At 64.3% G+C, this 14,419-nt stretch carries 14 protein-coding genes; 7 read left to right on the plus strand and 7 right to left on the minus strand.

Going from position 1 to position 14,419, the window contains the following annotated elements; translation table 11 throughout:
* The first annotated feature begins 89 nt into the window (after positions 1-89).
* A complete protein-coding gene (locus NKJ23_RS27995) occupies positions 90-2,141 on the plus strand; it encodes an elongation factor G (RefSeq protein WP_352683829.1) in 2,052 nt (683 codons plus the stop codon).
* Positions 2,142-2,653: 512 nt separating this feature from the next.
* Here the strand turns inward: NKJ23_RS27995 and NKJ23_RS28000 are convergent.
* Entirely contained in the window at positions 2,654-2,857 is a 204-nt protein-coding gene (locus tag NKJ23_RS28000) for a hypothetical protein (protein ID WP_352683831.1), read from the minus strand.
* A 101-nt stretch (positions 2,858-2,958) separates the two neighbouring features.
* Here NKJ23_RS28000 and NKJ23_RS28005 point away from each other — a divergent pair, with 101 nt between their 5' ends.
* The gene (locus tag NKJ23_RS28005) at positions 2,959-3,456 is read left to right on the plus strand and encodes a methyltransferase family protein (protein ID WP_023678342.1); all 498 of its coding nucleotides are present in this window, start codon (positions 2,959-2,961) and stop codon (positions 3,454-3,456) included.
* A 19-nt stretch (positions 3,457-3,475) separates the two neighbouring features.
* On the opposite strand, the gene NKJ23_RS28010 is transcribed toward NKJ23_RS28005, so the two are convergent.
* Positions 3,476-4,228 carry an SDR family oxidoreductase gene (locus tag NKJ23_RS28010; RefSeq protein WP_352683832.1) on the minus strand — a complete coding sequence of 251 codons (753 nt, stop codon included), beginning with the start codon at positions 4,226-4,228 and terminating at the stop codon, positions 3,476-3,478.
* A gap of 121 nt (positions 4,229-4,349) precedes the next feature.
* Here NKJ23_RS28010 and NKJ23_RS28015 point away from each other — a divergent pair, with 121 nt between their 5' ends.
* On the plus strand, positions 4,350-4,994 hold the full coding sequence (locus NKJ23_RS28015; protein WP_352683834.1) for a TetR/AcrR family transcriptional regulator: 645 nt from the start codon (positions 4,350-4,352) through the stop codon (positions 4,992-4,994).
* 104 nt (positions 4,995-5,098) lie between these two features.
* Here NKJ23_RS28015 and NKJ23_RS28020 read toward each other — a convergent pair whose 3' ends face one another.
* Together NKJ23_RS28020 and trxB are read right to left on the minus strand one after the other, a co-directional pair.
* Positions 5,099-5,995, minus strand: coding sequence for a LysR family transcriptional regulator (locus NKJ23_RS28020; RefSeq protein ID WP_023719100.1), 897 nt, complete (start codon positions 5,993-5,995; stop codon positions 5,099-5,101).
* A 98-nt stretch (positions 5,996-6,093) separates the two neighbouring features.
* Positions 6,094-7,068, minus strand: a complete 975-nt coding sequence (gene trxB / locus NKJ23_RS28025; RefSeq protein ID WP_352622208.1) for a thioredoxin-disulfide reductase — start codon at positions 7,066-7,068, stop codon at positions 6,094-6,096.
* Positions 7,069-7,323: 255 nt separating this feature from the next.
* Between trxB and NKJ23_RS28030 the strand changes: the two genes are divergently transcribed.
* On the plus strand, positions 7,324-7,800 hold the full coding sequence (locus NKJ23_RS28030) for an Lrp/AsnC family transcriptional regulator (protein ID WP_023678347.1): 477 nt from the start codon (positions 7,324-7,326) through the stop codon (positions 7,798-7,800).
* A gap of 325 nt (positions 7,801-8,125) precedes the next feature.
* Here NKJ23_RS28030 and NKJ23_RS28035 read toward each other — a convergent pair whose 3' ends face one another.
* From NKJ23_RS28035 to NKJ23_RS28045, 3 genes are all read right to left on the minus strand, one after another.
* On the minus strand, positions 8,126-8,701 hold the full coding sequence (locus tag NKJ23_RS28035) for a D-sedoheptulose-7-phosphate isomerase (RefSeq protein WP_352683836.1): 576 nt from the start codon (positions 8,699-8,701) through the stop codon (positions 8,126-8,128).
* Positions 8,702-8,708: 7 nt separating this feature from the next.
* Positions 8,709-10,187 (minus strand): D-glycero-beta-D-manno-heptose-7-phosphate kinase, encoded by a 1,479-nt coding sequence (gene rfaE1 / locus NKJ23_RS28040; protein ID WP_352683838.1) that lies wholly within the window; start codon positions 10,185-10,187, stop codon positions 8,709-8,711.
* Positions 10,188-10,326: 139 nt separating this feature from the next.
* Positions 10,327-10,959, minus strand: a complete 633-nt coding sequence (locus NKJ23_RS28045) for a LysE family translocator (protein ID WP_352683840.1) — start codon at positions 10,957-10,959, stop codon at positions 10,327-10,329.
* 423 nt (positions 10,960-11,382) lie between these two features.
* Here NKJ23_RS28045 and rfaD point away from each other — a divergent pair, with 423 nt between their 5' ends.
* The 3 genes from rfaD to waaC are packed head-to-tail and all read left to right on the plus strand — an operon-like array spanning position 11,383 to position 14,293.
* Positions 11,383-12,333 carry an ADP-glyceromanno-heptose 6-epimerase gene (gene rfaD, locus NKJ23_RS28050; protein ID WP_352683842.1) on the plus strand — a complete coding sequence of 317 codons (951 nt, stop codon included), beginning with the start codon at positions 11,383-11,385 and terminating at the stop codon, positions 12,331-12,333.
* Complete coding sequence (gene waaF, locus NKJ23_RS28055; protein WP_352683844.1) at positions 12,306-13,313, plus strand: lipopolysaccharide heptosyltransferase II; 1,008 nt, start codon at positions 12,306-12,308, stop codon at positions 13,311-13,313. The genes rfaD and waaF overlap by 28 nt, the downstream gene beginning before the upstream one ends.
* Positions 13,310-14,293 (plus strand): lipopolysaccharide heptosyltransferase I, encoded by a 984-nt coding sequence (gene waaC / locus NKJ23_RS28060; protein WP_352683846.1) that lies wholly within the window; start codon positions 13,310-13,312, stop codon positions 14,291-14,293. The genes waaF and waaC overlap by 4 nt, the downstream gene beginning before the upstream one ends.
* The last annotated feature ends 126 nt before the right edge of the window (positions 14,294-14,419 follow it).

Raw genomic sequence — 14,419 nt, forward strand, 5'->3', positions numbered from 1 at the left:
GGGTAGGTGGCAAATTGAAAAAAGCCTCGCCCGCGACGGCCGACAGGCCGGCCGCCGCTCACAGGGAAACGCCTGAGTGGAGGTCAGCCATGGGTACTCGCGCCGGAGGACGACGCACGGGACCGAAATGCATTGCCATAGTCGGTCCCTTCGCAAGCGGTAAGACGACACTTCTCGAAGCCATACTCGCCCGTACAGGCGCCATTCCCCGCCAGAATCCCGTTTCGTCCGGAAATACCGTTTCCGATCATTCGCCCGAGGCGCGCGCTCACGGCATGAGCGTCGAGGCGACCTTCGCCACCACCGATTTCATGGGCGAGCCGTTCACCTTCGTCGATTGTCCCGGCTCCATCGAATTCTCCTTCGAAGCCGAGCCGGTGCTGGCCGCCTGCGACGTCGCCGTGGTCGTTGCCGAGGCCGACGAGAAGAAGATCCCTGCCCTGCAGCTGATCATGCGCAAGCTCGACGAGCTCGGCGTGCCGCGCATGCTGTTCCTGAACAAGGTCGACAAGGCGATAGCAGGTGTGCGCGACACGCTGAAGATGCTGCAGCCGGCAAGCTCGGTGCCATTGCTGCTGCGCCAGATCCCGCTGCGCAAGGACGGCGTCGTCATCGGCTCGATCGACCTCGCTCTGGAGCGTGCCTACATCTACCGCGAATATGCCGAGAGCGAGGTCGCTCAGATCCCGAGCGACGACAAGGCGCGCGAGCTCGAGGCGCGCTTTTCCATGCTGGAGACGCTCGCCGACCATGACGACCGCCTGATGGAGCAATTGCTGGACGAGATCGAACCGCCGAAGGACGCAATCTTCGACGACCTCGCCGCAGATCTGCGCGACGGCACGGTGACGCCGGTGCTGATCGGCACCGCCGAGAAAGGCAATGGCGTGCTGCGCCTGTTGAAGGCGATCCGTCACGACGCACCCGACAGCGAGGCGACGCGCCAGCGTCTCGGCGCGCCCGATGGCAATGCCACCGTGGTCCAGGTAATGAAGACCATCCACACCGCGCATGGCGGCAAGCTGTCGGTGTCGCGCATCCTGTCCGGCCAGGTCGCCGACGCCGCCGAGCTGTTCCTTTCCAATGGCGAAACGGCAAAGGTCTCCGGCATCTACAAGATGCTCGGCAAGGACCAGATCAAGCTGACTTCGGCCAAGGCCGGCGACACGGTCGCGCTCGGCAAGCTGGACGCCGTCAGGACCGGCCAGACGCTGAGCTCGACCAAGGGCGGCATCCAGCCGCTGGTCACGCTGGCGCCGCCGCAACCGGTCTTCGCCTTCGCGCTGCGGCCGAAAGAGCGCAAGGACGAGGTCAAGATGTCGGCGGCCATCCAGCGCCTGGCCGAGGAAGATCCCTCACTCAACCTGCATCACAACCAGGATTCGGCCGAAACCGTGCTGTCCGGCCATGGCGAGATGCATCTGCGCGTCGTGCGCGAGCGGCTGGAAGGCAAGAACCAGATCCCGGTCGAAGGCCATGTACCGGCCGTGCCCTACCGCGAGACGATCCGCAAAGCGACGCAGCAGCGCGGCCGCCACAAGAAACAATCAGGCGGCCACGGCCAGTTCGGCGACGTCGTGATTGAGATCAAACCGCTGCCGCGCGGGTCAGGCTTCCAGTTCACCGATACGATCACCGGCGGCGTCGTGCCGAAGACCTACATCCAGTCGGTCGAGACCGGCGTGCGTGACTACCTGAAGTCCGGGCCGCTCGGCTTCCCGGTCGTCGATGTTGCCGTCAACCTTTCCGACGGCTCCTACCATGCGGTCGATTCCTCCGACATGGCCTTCCAGATGGCGGCGAAGCTGGCGATGAAAGAAGGCATGGCCGCGTGCTCGCCGGTGCTGTTGGAGCCGGTGATGAAGGTCGAGATCGTCACGCCGTCCGACGCGACGTCGAAGATCATTGCGCTGATCCCGCAGCGGCGCGGCCAGATCCTCGGCTACGACGCGCGACCCGACTGGCCGGGATGGGACGTCGTCGAGGCGACCATGCCGCAAGCCGAGATCGGCGACCTCATCATCGAGCTGCGCTCGGCCACGGCGGGTGTCGCCAGCTACCGGGCCGTCTTCGACCACATGGCCGAACTCACCGGCCGGTTGGCCGACGAAGCGCTGAACGCCAACGGCAAGGCCGCCTGAGCTGCCTTTGCGGCCCAACAGGAAACGGCGCCCGGATCATTCGGGCGCCGTTTCTTGCGGACCGTCTTCGTGGGAGGCGAAACGGCAGGTCCGCCGCATGCTTGCCGCCGGTGTTTTGGCGGAGGAAGGTTCGGACGCGGTAGCTGCCTGAGCCCGGGTCGTCCGAGTGATGCCCCCATCCCCCGGACGAGCCACACCGCGTCCTGTGCTCTGCTTAATCGATTTGGCGCGCCCGCGGGATGTTACCCGAGGTTACATGTCACTGTTACGCGACCGTTCCGGCCGATTTTCTGGCGATGTGTTGGTTTCGGGCAACAAAAAAGCCGGATCAATGAAGACCCGGCTGAGTTTGATTGGAAGTGCCTGTTAAGGCCAACCTCCAGAGGGGAACACTCGAGAGCGCTAATGGGAGGAGAACGCGCTCAGGAGATGATCTATATATGTGCTCTTCATGCCCAAGAAACAAGCATCTATTTTGCAACACTCACATGCAAAAAGGCGCCGGCTGTGGTCTAATCCGTCCCGAAGCGCAATAGGACCAGTTGAATCGCTGAAATATAGCCTGCGGCAAGGCAAAAATCGATCCGCGGCCGCGAATCAGCAGCGATTCCTGCTCGGAAAGTCGAAAAACGCAGGATGACGTGGAATCGTGCAGCACGCGTTTGTTTTTTCGGCAGCCAGACCTTGCTGGTGCATGCCGCCCAAAAGCCCGCCATCGAGCTTGACCTGAGGGTGCAGCGGTTTGGGTTACATGCCGGACAAGACCTGAAGCGCGTTGCAGGAGACCGTTCAAGGCCGCGCCCGTAAGGAGAGCTATATGCGAGCCACTTCGGCGATCGCCGGCAGCGTCATCTTCCTTGCTGTAGCGCCCGGCGTGGTCGCCGGACTGTTGCCTTGGCTGCTGACCGATCGCTATCGCCTGCCCTGGTCGAGACTGCCCGGTTTCGTTCCTGTGGGCTGGCTGCTGGTTGTCGCCGGCACAGCCATACTGCTGCACGCCTTTGCCCGGTTTGCCCTGGAGGGCCTGGGTACCCCCGCCCCGGTCGCGCCGACCGAAAGGCTGGTCGTCGGCGGCATCTACCGCCATGTCCGCAATCCGATGTACGTCGCCGTGCTGTCGATCGTCCTCGGCCAGGCACTGCTGTTTTCGAGCTGGACGGTCGCCGCCTATCTAGTCATCGCCGCGGCCGCCATGATCTCCTTCGTGAGACTATATGAGGAACCGACGCTTGCCCGCCGCTACGGTGACGAATACGAGGCCTACCGCCGTGCCGTACCAGGCTGGCTGCCCCGCCTGACACCTTGGCGCGGCTGAAGCAGGCTCCAAGGCAACGTCACCACGGCAGCGGGCCGTCCTCGTTCGAGAACGTGCCCGTCGGACCGTTCGCGTCGAGAAGCGCGAGGCGCACGGGCTCCCGCGCGGCCTGTTCGACGGTGCGCGGACCTTCGAAGTTGTTGAGCTCCGTCGCGGTGTAGCCCGGGCAGGCAGCGTTGACCTTGATGCCGGTCTCCTCGAGCTCGATGGCGAAGGCGAGCGTCATCGCGTTGACGGCCGTCTTCGACGGGTTGTAAACGGCGCCAAACGACGTGCGGTACGGAAAGGCCGGATCCGCGTTCAATGTCAGCGAGCCGGCGCCGCTCGATATGTTGACGATACGCGCCGCCGGGGCCTCACGAAGGAGCCGCAGCATCGCTTGCGTGACGGCGACGATGCCAAACACGTTCGTCTCGAATACCGCGCGTACGTCGTCGAGGGAGGCAACGCTCGGGCGGCCCGAATTGATGATCTCCTCGAGCGGCCTGCCCGGCTTTCCCACATGCGAGATGCCCGCATTGTTCACCAGCACGTCGAGGCGGCCGAGTTCGATGCGGATGCGCTCTGCCGCGGCGGCGATCGACGCCTGGTCGGTGACGTCGAGCTGCAGGGCGTGGGCATCCTCTCCGATGCTATTTGCGGCTGCCTCGGCATGCTCGAGCCTGCGCGATCCTACGAGCACGGTAAGGCCGTTCGCCGCGAGGTCCTTGGCGATCTGAAGACCGATGCCCTTGTTGGCCCCGGTGACCAGGGCGACGGGTTTGTCCTGCATGGTAATCTCCTTTTGTGCACCGATGTGTGGCCAACACCGCCTTGCCGTGCTAGATCCAAGTCAAACGGAACCACGTTCCATATATATCCGGAACACGGTTCCGTTTGCAAGAGGTAATTTGATGGGCGAAAAAACGCCGAACGGCAAAACGGATCAAGGCGATGGTCTGGAACCCCGCGACCGCGCGGATCGCCACGTGCGCGCCGACGCACGGCGCAACATCGACGCGTTGCTCAGGGCGGCCATGGCGGTGTTCGCGACCTCCGGCGTGGAGGCTCCGGTGCGAGAGATCGCGGAAAAGGCTGGCGTCGGCGTCGGCACCGTCTACCGCCACTTTCCACACCGCTCGGACCTGATCGTGGCCGTCTTCCGCAACGAGGTCGACGCCTGTGCGGACGCCGCGCCGATCCTGGCCAGGAAGCATGAGCCCGGTGAAGCGCTGGCCCTGTGGATGCAGCGCTATGTGGATTTCATCACGGCAAAACGCGGCCTCGCGGCAGCCTTGTACTCAGGCAATCCGGCCTTCGACACTTTGCCTGCCTATTTCAACCAACGACTCCGGCCCGCGCTTCAAACATTGCTGGAGGCAGCGGCCGCGGCCGGCGAGGTGCGCGCCGATATCGAGCCGGGCGATCTGTTGGGGGCGGCCGCCAGCCTTGCCATGCCGGCACATGGCGGCGGCCCTGCCCAGGCGCGGCGCATGGTTGCCCTGCTGGTCGACGGTTTGCGCTACGGCGCCAGCACGCTGGCGGATACGCGTTCCTAAAGCGCGTTGCGTTCGACCGACCTGATGCGACGCGCTTTAGGTTCTTGTTTGATGCATGTCGTTATCGCAAAACCGCTGCACACTTTTGCGCGACATGCATTAAATCAGAACGACCAGCTGCGCGCCTTGGCGATGATGAAATCGCGGAAGACATGCAGCTTCGCCTGGTTCTTCATCGCGTCGGGATAGGCGAAATAGGTATCGAAGGACGGCACTTCGGTCTCGGGCAGCAACTGCACTAGCCCGGAATCCTTGCTGACCACGTAATCGGGCAGCATGGCGATGCCGGCGCCGCCCTGCACCGCCCGCTTGATCGACAATATGTCGTTGATCTGCAGCGTCGGCACCCTTTGCCCGCCTTCGAAATCGCCGACCGTTTCCAGCCAGTTCAGTTCCGACAGATGCGCCGGCACCGGCACGCCGAAGGTGACGATACGATGGGCCTTCAGCTCGGCAATGGAATTCGGCTTGCCGTATTTGTTCACATAGGAGGGCGCCGCGTAGAGATGGAAATGCACGGTGAACAGGCGGCGCTGGATGAGGTCGGGCTGCTGCGGCTGGCGCAGCCGGATGGCGCAGTCGGCCTGGCGCATGGTGAGGTCGAGCTCCTCATTGGCCAGGATGAGCTGCAGGCTGACCTCGGGATAGAGCTCGATGAACTCTTGCACGCGCTCGGTCAGCCAGCCTGCGCCGAGGCCGACCGTCGTCGTCACCCTGAGCACGCCGGAGGGCCGGTCCTTGGTTTCGGTCAGTCGCGATTTGATGGTTTCGAGCTTCATCAGCACGTCGTGTGCCGTGCGGAACAGCATCTCGCCCTGCTCGGTCAGCACCAGGCCGCGGGCATGGCGATTGAACAGCGGCACGCCGACGTCATGCTCGAGCGCGCTGACCTGCCGCGAGATCGCCGATTGCGACAAATGCAGTGTTTCCGCGGCATGGGTGAACGACCCCGCTTCCGCTGCGGCGTGAAACACGCGTAGCTTGTCCCAATCCAACGCCATGATTTCCCCTCGTCCTGTTTTCTGGCGTCCGCCTGTTTTCGGCGTCTGAATGAGAAATCAGGCTTTTGCGCGGCTTTTCTCAGCCGCTTATCGAACAATCACTCCGCCGCTTCGCGGTGAACCTCGATCCCCGCCAGATATTTTTCCGCCTCGAGCGCGGCCATGCAGCCGAGCCCGGCTGCCGTCACCGCCTGGCGGTAGATGTCGTCGGTCACGTCGCCGGCGGCGAACACGCCCGGCATATCGGTGCGGGTCGAATCCGGCGCCGTCCACAGATAGCCGTTCGGCTTCTGCTTCAGTTTGCCGGCAAACAGCTCGACCGCCGGCGCGTGGCCGATCGCCACGAACACGCCGTCGACCACCAGATGCATCTCCTGCCCGGTCACCACGTTGCGCAGCTTCAGCCCTTCGACCGACGGCGGCAGCGGCGCCTTGCCGGGCCTGCCGGTGATCTCGTCGACCACCGTGTCCCAGATGACGCGGACATTATCTTTCCGCAGCAGCCGCTCGCGCAGGATGCGCTCGGCGCGGAAATCGCTGCGCCTGTGGATGACGGTGACGCTCTTGGCCAGGTTGGAGAGATAGAGCGCTTCCTCCACCGCCGAATTGCCGCCGCCGATCACCGCGACATCCTTGCCGCGATAGAAGAAGCCATCGCAGGTGGCGCAGGCCGAAACGCCAAATCCCATGAAGGTCCGTTCGCTCGGGATGCCCAGCCATTTGGCCTGCGCGCCGGTGGCGATGATCAGCGCGTCGGCGGTATAGATCGTGCCGGAATCGCCCTTGGCGCGGAACGGCCGCACGTTGAGGTCGACCTCGGTGATGATGTCGTTGACGATGTCGGTGCCGACATGCTCGGCCTGCCTGAGCATCTCGCTCATCAGCCATGGACCCTGGATCGGTTCGGCGAAGCCGGGATAGTTTTCGACATCGGTGGTGATCATCAGTTGCCCGCCCTGCTGCAGGCCGGCGACCAGCATCGGCTTGAGCATGGCGCGGGCGGCATAGATCGCCGCCGTATAGCCGGCAGGGCCGGAGCCGATGATGAGAACAGGCGCGTGCTTGGTGATCATGAAAAGCCTCTGCGGGGAGCAGCCATGGATTGTGGCATGAACTCTCGTCGATTGTTGCGCGTAATGTAAGTGTTGCCTGCGACGCCAGCAAGGCAAGTTGCCGTTCGTCCCCGGAAAGCTTCGGCGCCGGCGACGGCGACAAGCAACCCGCAGCAAGATGATGCGAAAATCCTCGATCCAGCGGATGGAATAGACAGCAAAGTCGTTTAATTACAAAGTCGCGAAAGATTCTTTCGCGTCACCACGGAAGCCACCATGCCGATCAAGGCCGATCTCGATGCCATCGACTGGAAGATCCTGCGCGAGCTTCAGCAGGACGGACGCATGACCAATGTCGAACTGTCGAGCCGCGTCGGCATTTCGGCGCCGCCGTGCCTGCGCCGCGTCAGGCGGCTGGAAGAGGCCGGCATCATCCGCGGCTACCGCGCTTTGCTCAACGCTCCGGCGCTCGGCCTCGACGTCGTCGCCTTCTGTCTGATCGGCCTGCATCACCAGGCCGACGCCGAACTCAAGACCTTCGCCGAGCGCACCCGCGGCTGGCCGATCGTGCGCGACGCCTGGATGGTGTCGGGTGAGTCCGATTTCCTGCTACATTGCGTGGCGAGCGATCTCGGCACCTTCCAGACCTTCGTCATCGAGGAACTGGCCTCGGCCCCCAATGTCGATACGGTGCGAACCGCGCTGACCATCCGCCGGGTCAAAGACGAAGGGCTGGTGGCGTTTTCGGCTTAAGAGAGCAGGCAAAGCGGCTGCGAAACAAAAACCCGGAGACAAAAAACCCGCCTCGGCGGGCGGGATCGTCGGTGGAAATCATCACCATACCCAAATTAGTAGCATAGCTGCCGGCACAAAGCAAGAACATAATTGCCTTCAGCGTTGAAGATTGGCTTCATTCCAGCTTGGGTTCCTCGCCCCACGAAAGTGGGGAGAGATGGCTCGGCGAAGCCGAGACGGAGAGGGGAACCGCGCTCTACGAAGCCCCCTCTCCGGCCGCTTCGCGGCCACCTCTCCCCCGCTTCGCGGAGGGCGAGGAACCCAGGTCCTGAGAGTTCGAGGATCACCCCACCTCGCAGAGGCGCGTTTCGACCATTTCGCACAAATGGTGGTAGAGGCACAAATGCCCCTGCTGGATGATCGGCGTCGAGGTCGAGGGTACGTTGAGCAGGATGTCGGAGAGCGGCCTCAGCTTGCCGCCGGTGTCGCCGGTCAGGCTGACCACCGTCATGCCCATCATGCGCGCCTGTTGGGCGGCGGCGAGGATGCTTGGCGAATTGCCGCTGGTCGAGATGGCGAGCAGCACGGCGCCCGCCGAACCATGCGCCTCGACCTGGCGCGCAAACACCGTGTCGAAGCCATAATCATTGCCCCAGGCGGTCAGCACCGCCGCGTTGGCCGGCAGCGCGATGACGTTGTAGGCCTTGCGCTCCCTGAGGAAGCGGCCGACCAGCTCGCCGGCGATGTGGATGGCGTCGCTGGCCGAACCGCCATTGCCTGCTATCAGCAGCGCCTTGCCCTGCGAAAGCGCGGCGACGACGGCGCTGACCGCCCGCTCCATCTCGCTGGTCAGGTCGCGCTCGACCATCGCCGAAATCGCGGCCGCCGAGCGGGCCAGGTAATCGTTCAGTTCGGACATGAAACCCTCAGTTCCCGGCGCGCAATCTGCCGATGGTGCCGGTCGTGCTCTTGCCGGCGACGAGGTCGACCAGCACGACGCGCCCGCCGGCCTTCTGCACGACATCGGCGCCAACCACCTGATCGACCGTATAGTCGGCGCCCTTGACCAGTATGTCGGGGCTCAGCGCCTCGATCAGCGAAAGCGGCGTATCCTCCTCGAAGATGACGACGGCGTCGACCGAGGCAAGTGCTGCCAGCACGCAGGCCCGGTCATGCTGGTCGTTGACCGGGCGCCCCGGCCCTTTCAGCCGGCGCACCGAGGCATCGCTGTTGAGGCCGAGCACCAGCCGGTCGCACTGGCTGCGCGCCGCATGCAACAGGCTGACATGGCCGGCATGCAGGATATCGAAACAGCCATTGGTGAAGCCGACGCTCAAGCCCTCGTCTTTCCAGCCCGCCACCAGCCGCGCGGCGGCGGCGGCATCGAGGATCGCATCCAAGTGGGCGACCGGACCATGCGAGGCAAACAGCGCACCGGTGAGCTCCTCGATCGTCAGCCGCGCCGTGCCGCGCTTGCCGACGACAACACCGCCGGCGGCGTTGGCGATCGATCCGGCCATGACACGATCAGCCCCTGCTGCAAGAGCCAGCGCGAAGGTCGCGATTACCGTGTCGCCGGCGCCCGAAACGTCGAACACTTCGCGCGCCTGCGTGGCGATATGGCGGGCGTCGTCCGCACCGACGACGCTCATGCCCTTTTCGCTGCGCGTCGCGACGACGAAATCGAAACCGTGCGCCGAAATCAGCTGGCGTGCCGCCGCCTCGATTTCGTCGTCGGCAAACACTGCGCGGCCGACCGCCTCGCCGAGTTCCTTGCGATTGGGCGTGATTGCCGTCGCGCCGGCATAACGCGCATAGTCGCGGCCCTTCGGGTCGACCAGCACCGGCTTGCCCGCTTCCCGACAGATCGAGATCAGCTCGCCGGCGACGCCGTCGAGCAGCACGCCCTTGCCATAGTCGGACAGAATGACGATGTCGGCGCGTGCCAGCGCTTCGCGAAAATGCCCGACCAATGTCGCGCGCTCGGCATCGCCCAGCGGCTTGATTTCCTCTTCGTCGAAACGCAGCACCTGCTGGTTGAGCGCGCTGAAGCGGCTCTTGGACGACGTCATGCGATCGGCATCCTGCGCCAGCCCGCCGGTGTCGACGCGAAATTCGCCGAGCATGCGCACGAGGTTCTTGCCGGCCTCGTCAGCGCCGATCACCGAGACCGGTATGACGGCAGCGCCGAGCGAAACGATGTTGGCGACGACATTGCCGGCGCCGCCCATCGCCAGCGTTTCGCCGCGCCCGTGCAGCACGGGGATCGGCGCTTCCGGCGAAATGCGCTCGATCACGCCGTTGACGAAACGGTCGAGGATGAAATCGCCGACCACCAGCACGGTGGCGCCGCCGAAGCGCGAAATGGCGCGGTGAAGAGGTTCGGGAGAGGGCAGCTTGATCATGTCAACGCGTGGGAGAGCCGATTTTCAGTGACGGGGGATTCGATGGGCAGGGCCGGCCGTTCATGGCGATGCCGATATACCGCAATTTCAGCCGACGCAACGGCAGGCCTTCGACCGATCGCCGCGGCGAGACAGTGCGTCAGCTTTTCTGCAACGCGACATGCACGCCCAGTCCGACAAGCACCGCGCCGCCGGCGCGCCGCATCAGGCGCTGCGCCCGGCTCGAGCGCCGCAGCCTGGCGATCACCGCGCCGGCCAGTATCACGCAAACAATGTCGGCCGACGAGAACATCAAATTGACGATTGTTCCAAGCACAACGAACTGCACCCAGACCGGAAACGCTGCCGAGGCATCGATGAATTGCGGCAGGAACGCCATGAAGAAAATCGCCGTTTTTGGGTTGAGCACCTCGACGGCAATGCTCTCGAAAAAGGCGCGGCGGGCGGATTTCGGCTGAATTCCCGGCAAGACAACGTCGCCTTGCGCCTTGGCGCGAAACAGCGAAACACCGAGCCAGATCAGATACAGCGCACCGACCAGCTTGACCGCCATGTAAAGCACCGGCACGGCATGGAAAAGCACCGACAGGCCGACGGCGGCGGCGAAGACATGAACGTAGCCGCCGAGATGGATGCCGAGCGCCGCCATCAGGCCGGACCAGCGGCCGCGCGCCATGGTTTGCGCGGCGGCATAGAGCATGGCGGGGCCGGGGATATAGGCGAAGATCGCCGTGGTGGCGAAAAAGGCGACAAGCAGTTCGGTTGACGGCATTCTTTGTCCCTGACGATCTCACCGGGTAGCGAATCGACTGAAGCGGCAACTTTGCGGCCTCACTGTGGCGCAGGGCAATCGCCCCCTTGCCCTTCTTGCAGGCGTCGGCGCCGCCCCTCATCCGCCTGCCGGCACCTTCTCCCCGTGTAGTGACGGGGAGAAGGGGGCTTGCCCGCGATCTCAGCGCTCGTCTGTAATGTTGGCGATCGGCGAAACCGTCGACGAGAGCGCCCCTCTCCCCGTCACTATACGGGGAGAGGATGCCGGCAGGCAGGTGAGGGGCGGCGCCGACTAGATAATCGATGTCTCCGCCAGAAGTTGGAACTGCATCCACCCGAAGCAATTGCTCTCTGCTGCTTTATCGACAGCCCTATCGACCTCCCCTATAAGGGCCGGAATCGACAAGCGAGACCAGAGGCTTTCATGATCATCGTCACGGGCGGCGCCGGCATGATCGGTTCCAACATCGTCGCCGCGCTCAACGCCGACGGTTTCAGCGACATCCTCGTCGTCGACGACCTCACCGACGGCCATAAGATCGCCAACCTCGCCGATCTCGAGATCGCCGACTATCTCGACAAGGACGATTTCCTGGCGCGGATGGAGGCCGGCGACCTCGGCCGCATCGAGGCGGTTTTCCACCAGGGTGCCTGCTCGACCACCACCGAATGGAATGGCAAGTTCATGATGGAGGTCAACTACACCTATTCGAAGCGCCTGCTGCACGCCTGCCTGGCCCTGCGCTTGCCCTTCCTCTATGCCTCCTCCGCTTCCGTCTATGGCGGCGGCGTCGAGTTCCGCGAGGAGCCGCAATACGAACGCCCGCTCAACGTCTATGCCTATTCGAAAAAGCTGTTCGACGACTATGTCCGCCGCACTGTCTTCGATACCGACCACTCGCCGGTGGCGGGCCTGCGTTATTTCAACGTCTATGGACCGCGCGAGGCGCATAAGGGCGCCATGGCCTCTGTCGCCTTCCATCTGTTCAACCAGGTCGAGCGCGGAGAAAACCCGAAGCTGTTCGGCGCCTATGACGGTTTCGGACCCGGCGAGCAGAGCCGCGACTTCATCCATGTCGGCGATGTCGCCGACGTCAATCTGTGGCTGTGGAAACGCGGCTCGAGCGGCATCTTCAACTGCGGCACCGGCCGTGCCCAGCCATTCCGCGCCATTGCCGAAACGGTGATCGATACGCTGGGCCAAGGCCAGATCGAGTTCATCGAGTTTCCCGACCACCTCAAGGGCAGCTACCAGAGCTTTACGCAAGCTGATATGTCCCGCTTGCGCGCAGCCGGTTACAATGGCCAGTTCCGCACAGTGGAAACCGGCGTCAGAGACTATGTCGAATGGCTGAAAGCCCAACGATCCTCGTGATCGGCCCACGCTGGGTGGGCGACATGGTGATGGCGCAGTGCCTGTTCCAGGCGCTGAGGGAGCTTCATCCGGATGCCGCCATCGACGTGCTGGCGCCGGCCTGGGCAGCACCGCTGGTCAAGCGCATGCCCGAAATCCGCCAGCAGATCGACCTGCCGCTGCAATCCGGCGCGTTCGAATTCCGCGTCCGAAGGCGCTTCGGCCGCCTGCTGCGCGGCCGCTACGACATGGCCTTTGTCCTGCCGGGAAGCTGGAAGTCGGCGCTGATCCCGTTCTTTGCCGGCATTCCGCGCCGCGTCGGCCATCTCAAGGAAATGCGCTATGGGCTGCTGACCGACATCGTGCCCTTGCCCGATCGCCTGAAACGGCGCACCGCGCAGGCCTATTTCAGCCTTGCCCGTGGTGGCGCCTTCCAGGCGCCGAAGCTCGCCGTCGATCAAGCCAGCCAGGCGGCACTGCTCAGCCGTTTCGGGCTGACGGCGGGGAAATTCGTGGCAGTCATGCCCGGCGCAGAATTCGGCCCGGCCAAGCGCTGGCCGAGCGAACACTATGCAGGCCTTGCCCGTGAGATGATGGCGAAAGGGTTTGGCGTCGCGCTATTCGGGTCGAAGAACGACGCTGGGGTGACGGCTGAAATCGCCGCGCTGGCTCCGGGCGCCGTCGATCTTGCCGGCCAGACGCGGCTCGAGGATGCCATCGACCTGATCGCGGCGGCGAGGCTCGCCGTCTCCAACGACAGCGGGCTGATGCATGTCGCCGCCGCCGTCGGCACGCCGGTCGTCGCCGTCTACGGCTCGACCTCGCCGCAGAACACGCCGCCGCTCGCCGAGCGCCGCGAACTGGTCTGGCTCGGCCTGTCCTGCTCGCCCTGCCACAAAAAAATCTGCCCGCTCGGTCATCTCAACTGCCTGAAGACGCTGGAGGTCGAACGCGTCGTGGCGGCGGCGGAGCGGCTGCTGGAAATGCCGGCCGCCGTATGAAAGTGCTGATCGTCAAGACATCGTCCATGGGCGACGTCATCCACACCTTCCCGGCGATCGAGGACGCGCGCCGCGCTCGGCCCGGCCTGTCGTTCGACTGGTGCGTGGAAGAGGCCTTTGCCGGCATCGTGGCGCTGCATCCAGCCATCCAAACCTTCCACAGCGTGGCGATCCGGCGCTGGCGCAGGAAGCTGCTCGAGCCCGGCACATGGCGGGAAGTGATCGGCTTGCGCCGCGCCTTGCGCGATTGCCGCTACGACCTCGTTCTCGATGCGCAAGGCTTGCTGAAATCGGCGCTGGTGGCGCGGCTGGCGGCAGCGCCGATCGCCGGTTTCGACCGTTCGAGCGCCCGCGAGCCTTCGGCGAGCCTGTTTTATGGCCATCGCTACGCCGTGCCGCGCGGCCTGCATGCCATCGAGCGCACGAGACGCCTGTTCGGGCTGGCGCTCGGCTACGAGCCGGATTTTTCCAGGCTTGAATCGGGTATCGCGCCGCCAGCCGGAAAATCGACTTTTGTCGGGGAAAAGACAGCCTTCCTGCTGCATGGCACCAGCCGCGAGGACAAGAAATGGCCGGTCGGTGACTGGATCGAAACCGCCCGCCTGCTGGTGAACATGGGAATGACGCCAGTCACCACCTGGTCGAACGACCGGGAAAAGGCGGTTGCCGAGGCGATCGCCGGCGCCGTTTCGCAAACCGTTGTGTTTCCCAGATCGCCGCTTGCCGAGATCGCCGCCGTCATCGGCAGCTCGACGCTGGTCATCGGCGCCGACACCGGCCTGACCCATCTCGCCAGCGCTTTCGGCCTGCCGACGGTGGCGATATTCCTCGCTACCGAGCCTGGCCTGACCGGCCCGCGCGGGCCGTTCTCATCGACGCTGCTGGCCAGGCCCGGCCACAGCGTCACGCCGCCGGAGGTGATGGCGGAAGCCGAAAGGCTTGTGGAGCGCCAGACGCTTGGTCAGGCCGGTGGCCGCTGATTTGCTCAATCAATTCAATCGGAAAGGTCAGCGCGGCCCTTCCCTTCTCCCCTTTGTTTGGACTGGGGACATCGCGAACAGATGTGCGAGGACATCGCGAACAGTTTTGCGCTTTTGCGCGAGGGG

It is taken from the genome of Mesorhizobium sp. M0184 (assembly GCF_040322215.1).
Lineage (GTDB): Bacteria > Pseudomonadota > Alphaproteobacteria > Rhizobiales > Rhizobiaceae > Mesorhizobium.

Excerpts from the sequence above, each read along its gene's own strand:
- NKJ23_RS28045 (WP_352683840.1), bottom strand. The coding sequence starts at position 10,959 with ATGCCGTCAACCGAACTGCTTGTCGCCTTTTTCGCCACCACGGCGATC.
- NKJ23_RS28015 (WP_352683834.1), top strand. The coding sequence starts at position 4,350 with ATGGGCGAAAAAACGCCGAACGGCAAAACGGATCAAGGCGATGGTCTG.
- NKJ23_RS28030 (WP_023678347.1), top strand. The coding sequence starts at position 7,324 with ATGCCGATCAAGGCCGATCTCGATGCCATCGACTGGAAGATCCTGCGC.
- rfaE1 (WP_352683838.1), bottom strand. The coding sequence starts at position 10,187 with ATGATCAAGCTGCCCTCTCCCGAACCTCTTCACCGCGCCATTTCGCGC.
- waaC (WP_352683846.1), top strand. The coding sequence starts at position 13,310 with ATGAAAGTGCTGATCGTCAAGACATCGTCCATGGGCGACGTCATCCAC.
- trxB (WP_352622208.1), bottom strand. The coding sequence starts at position 7,068 with ATGATCACCAAGCACGCGCCTGTTCTCATCATCGGCTCCGGCCCTGCC.
- rfaD (WP_352683842.1), top strand. The coding sequence starts at position 11,383 with ATGATCATCGTCACGGGCGGCGCCGGCATGATCGGTTCCAACATCGTC.
- waaF (WP_352683844.1), top strand. The coding sequence starts at position 12,306 with ATGGCTGAAAGCCCAACGATCCTCGTGATCGGCCCACGCTGGGTGGGC.
- NKJ23_RS27995 (WP_352683829.1), top strand. The coding sequence starts at position 90 with ATGGGTACTCGCGCCGGAGGACGACGCACGGGACCGAAATGCATTGCC.
- NKJ23_RS28020 (WP_023719100.1), bottom strand. The coding sequence starts at position 5,995 with ATGGCGTTGGATTGGGACAAGCTACGCGTGTTTCACGCCGCAGCGGAA.
- NKJ23_RS28035 (WP_352683836.1), bottom strand. The coding sequence starts at position 8,701 with ATGTCCGAACTGAACGATTACCTGGCCCGCTCGGCGGCCGCGATTTCG.
- NKJ23_RS28000 (WP_352683831.1), bottom strand. The coding sequence starts at position 2,857 with ATGGCGGGCTTTTGGGCGGCATGCACCAGCAAGGTCTGGCTGCCGAAA.
- NKJ23_RS28005 (WP_023678342.1), top strand. The coding sequence starts at position 2,959 with ATGCGAGCCACTTCGGCGATCGCCGGCAGCGTCATCTTCCTTGCTGTA.
- NKJ23_RS28010 (WP_352683832.1), bottom strand. The coding sequence starts at position 4,228 with ATGCAGGACAAACCCGTCGCCCTGGTCACCGGGGCCAACAAGGGCATC.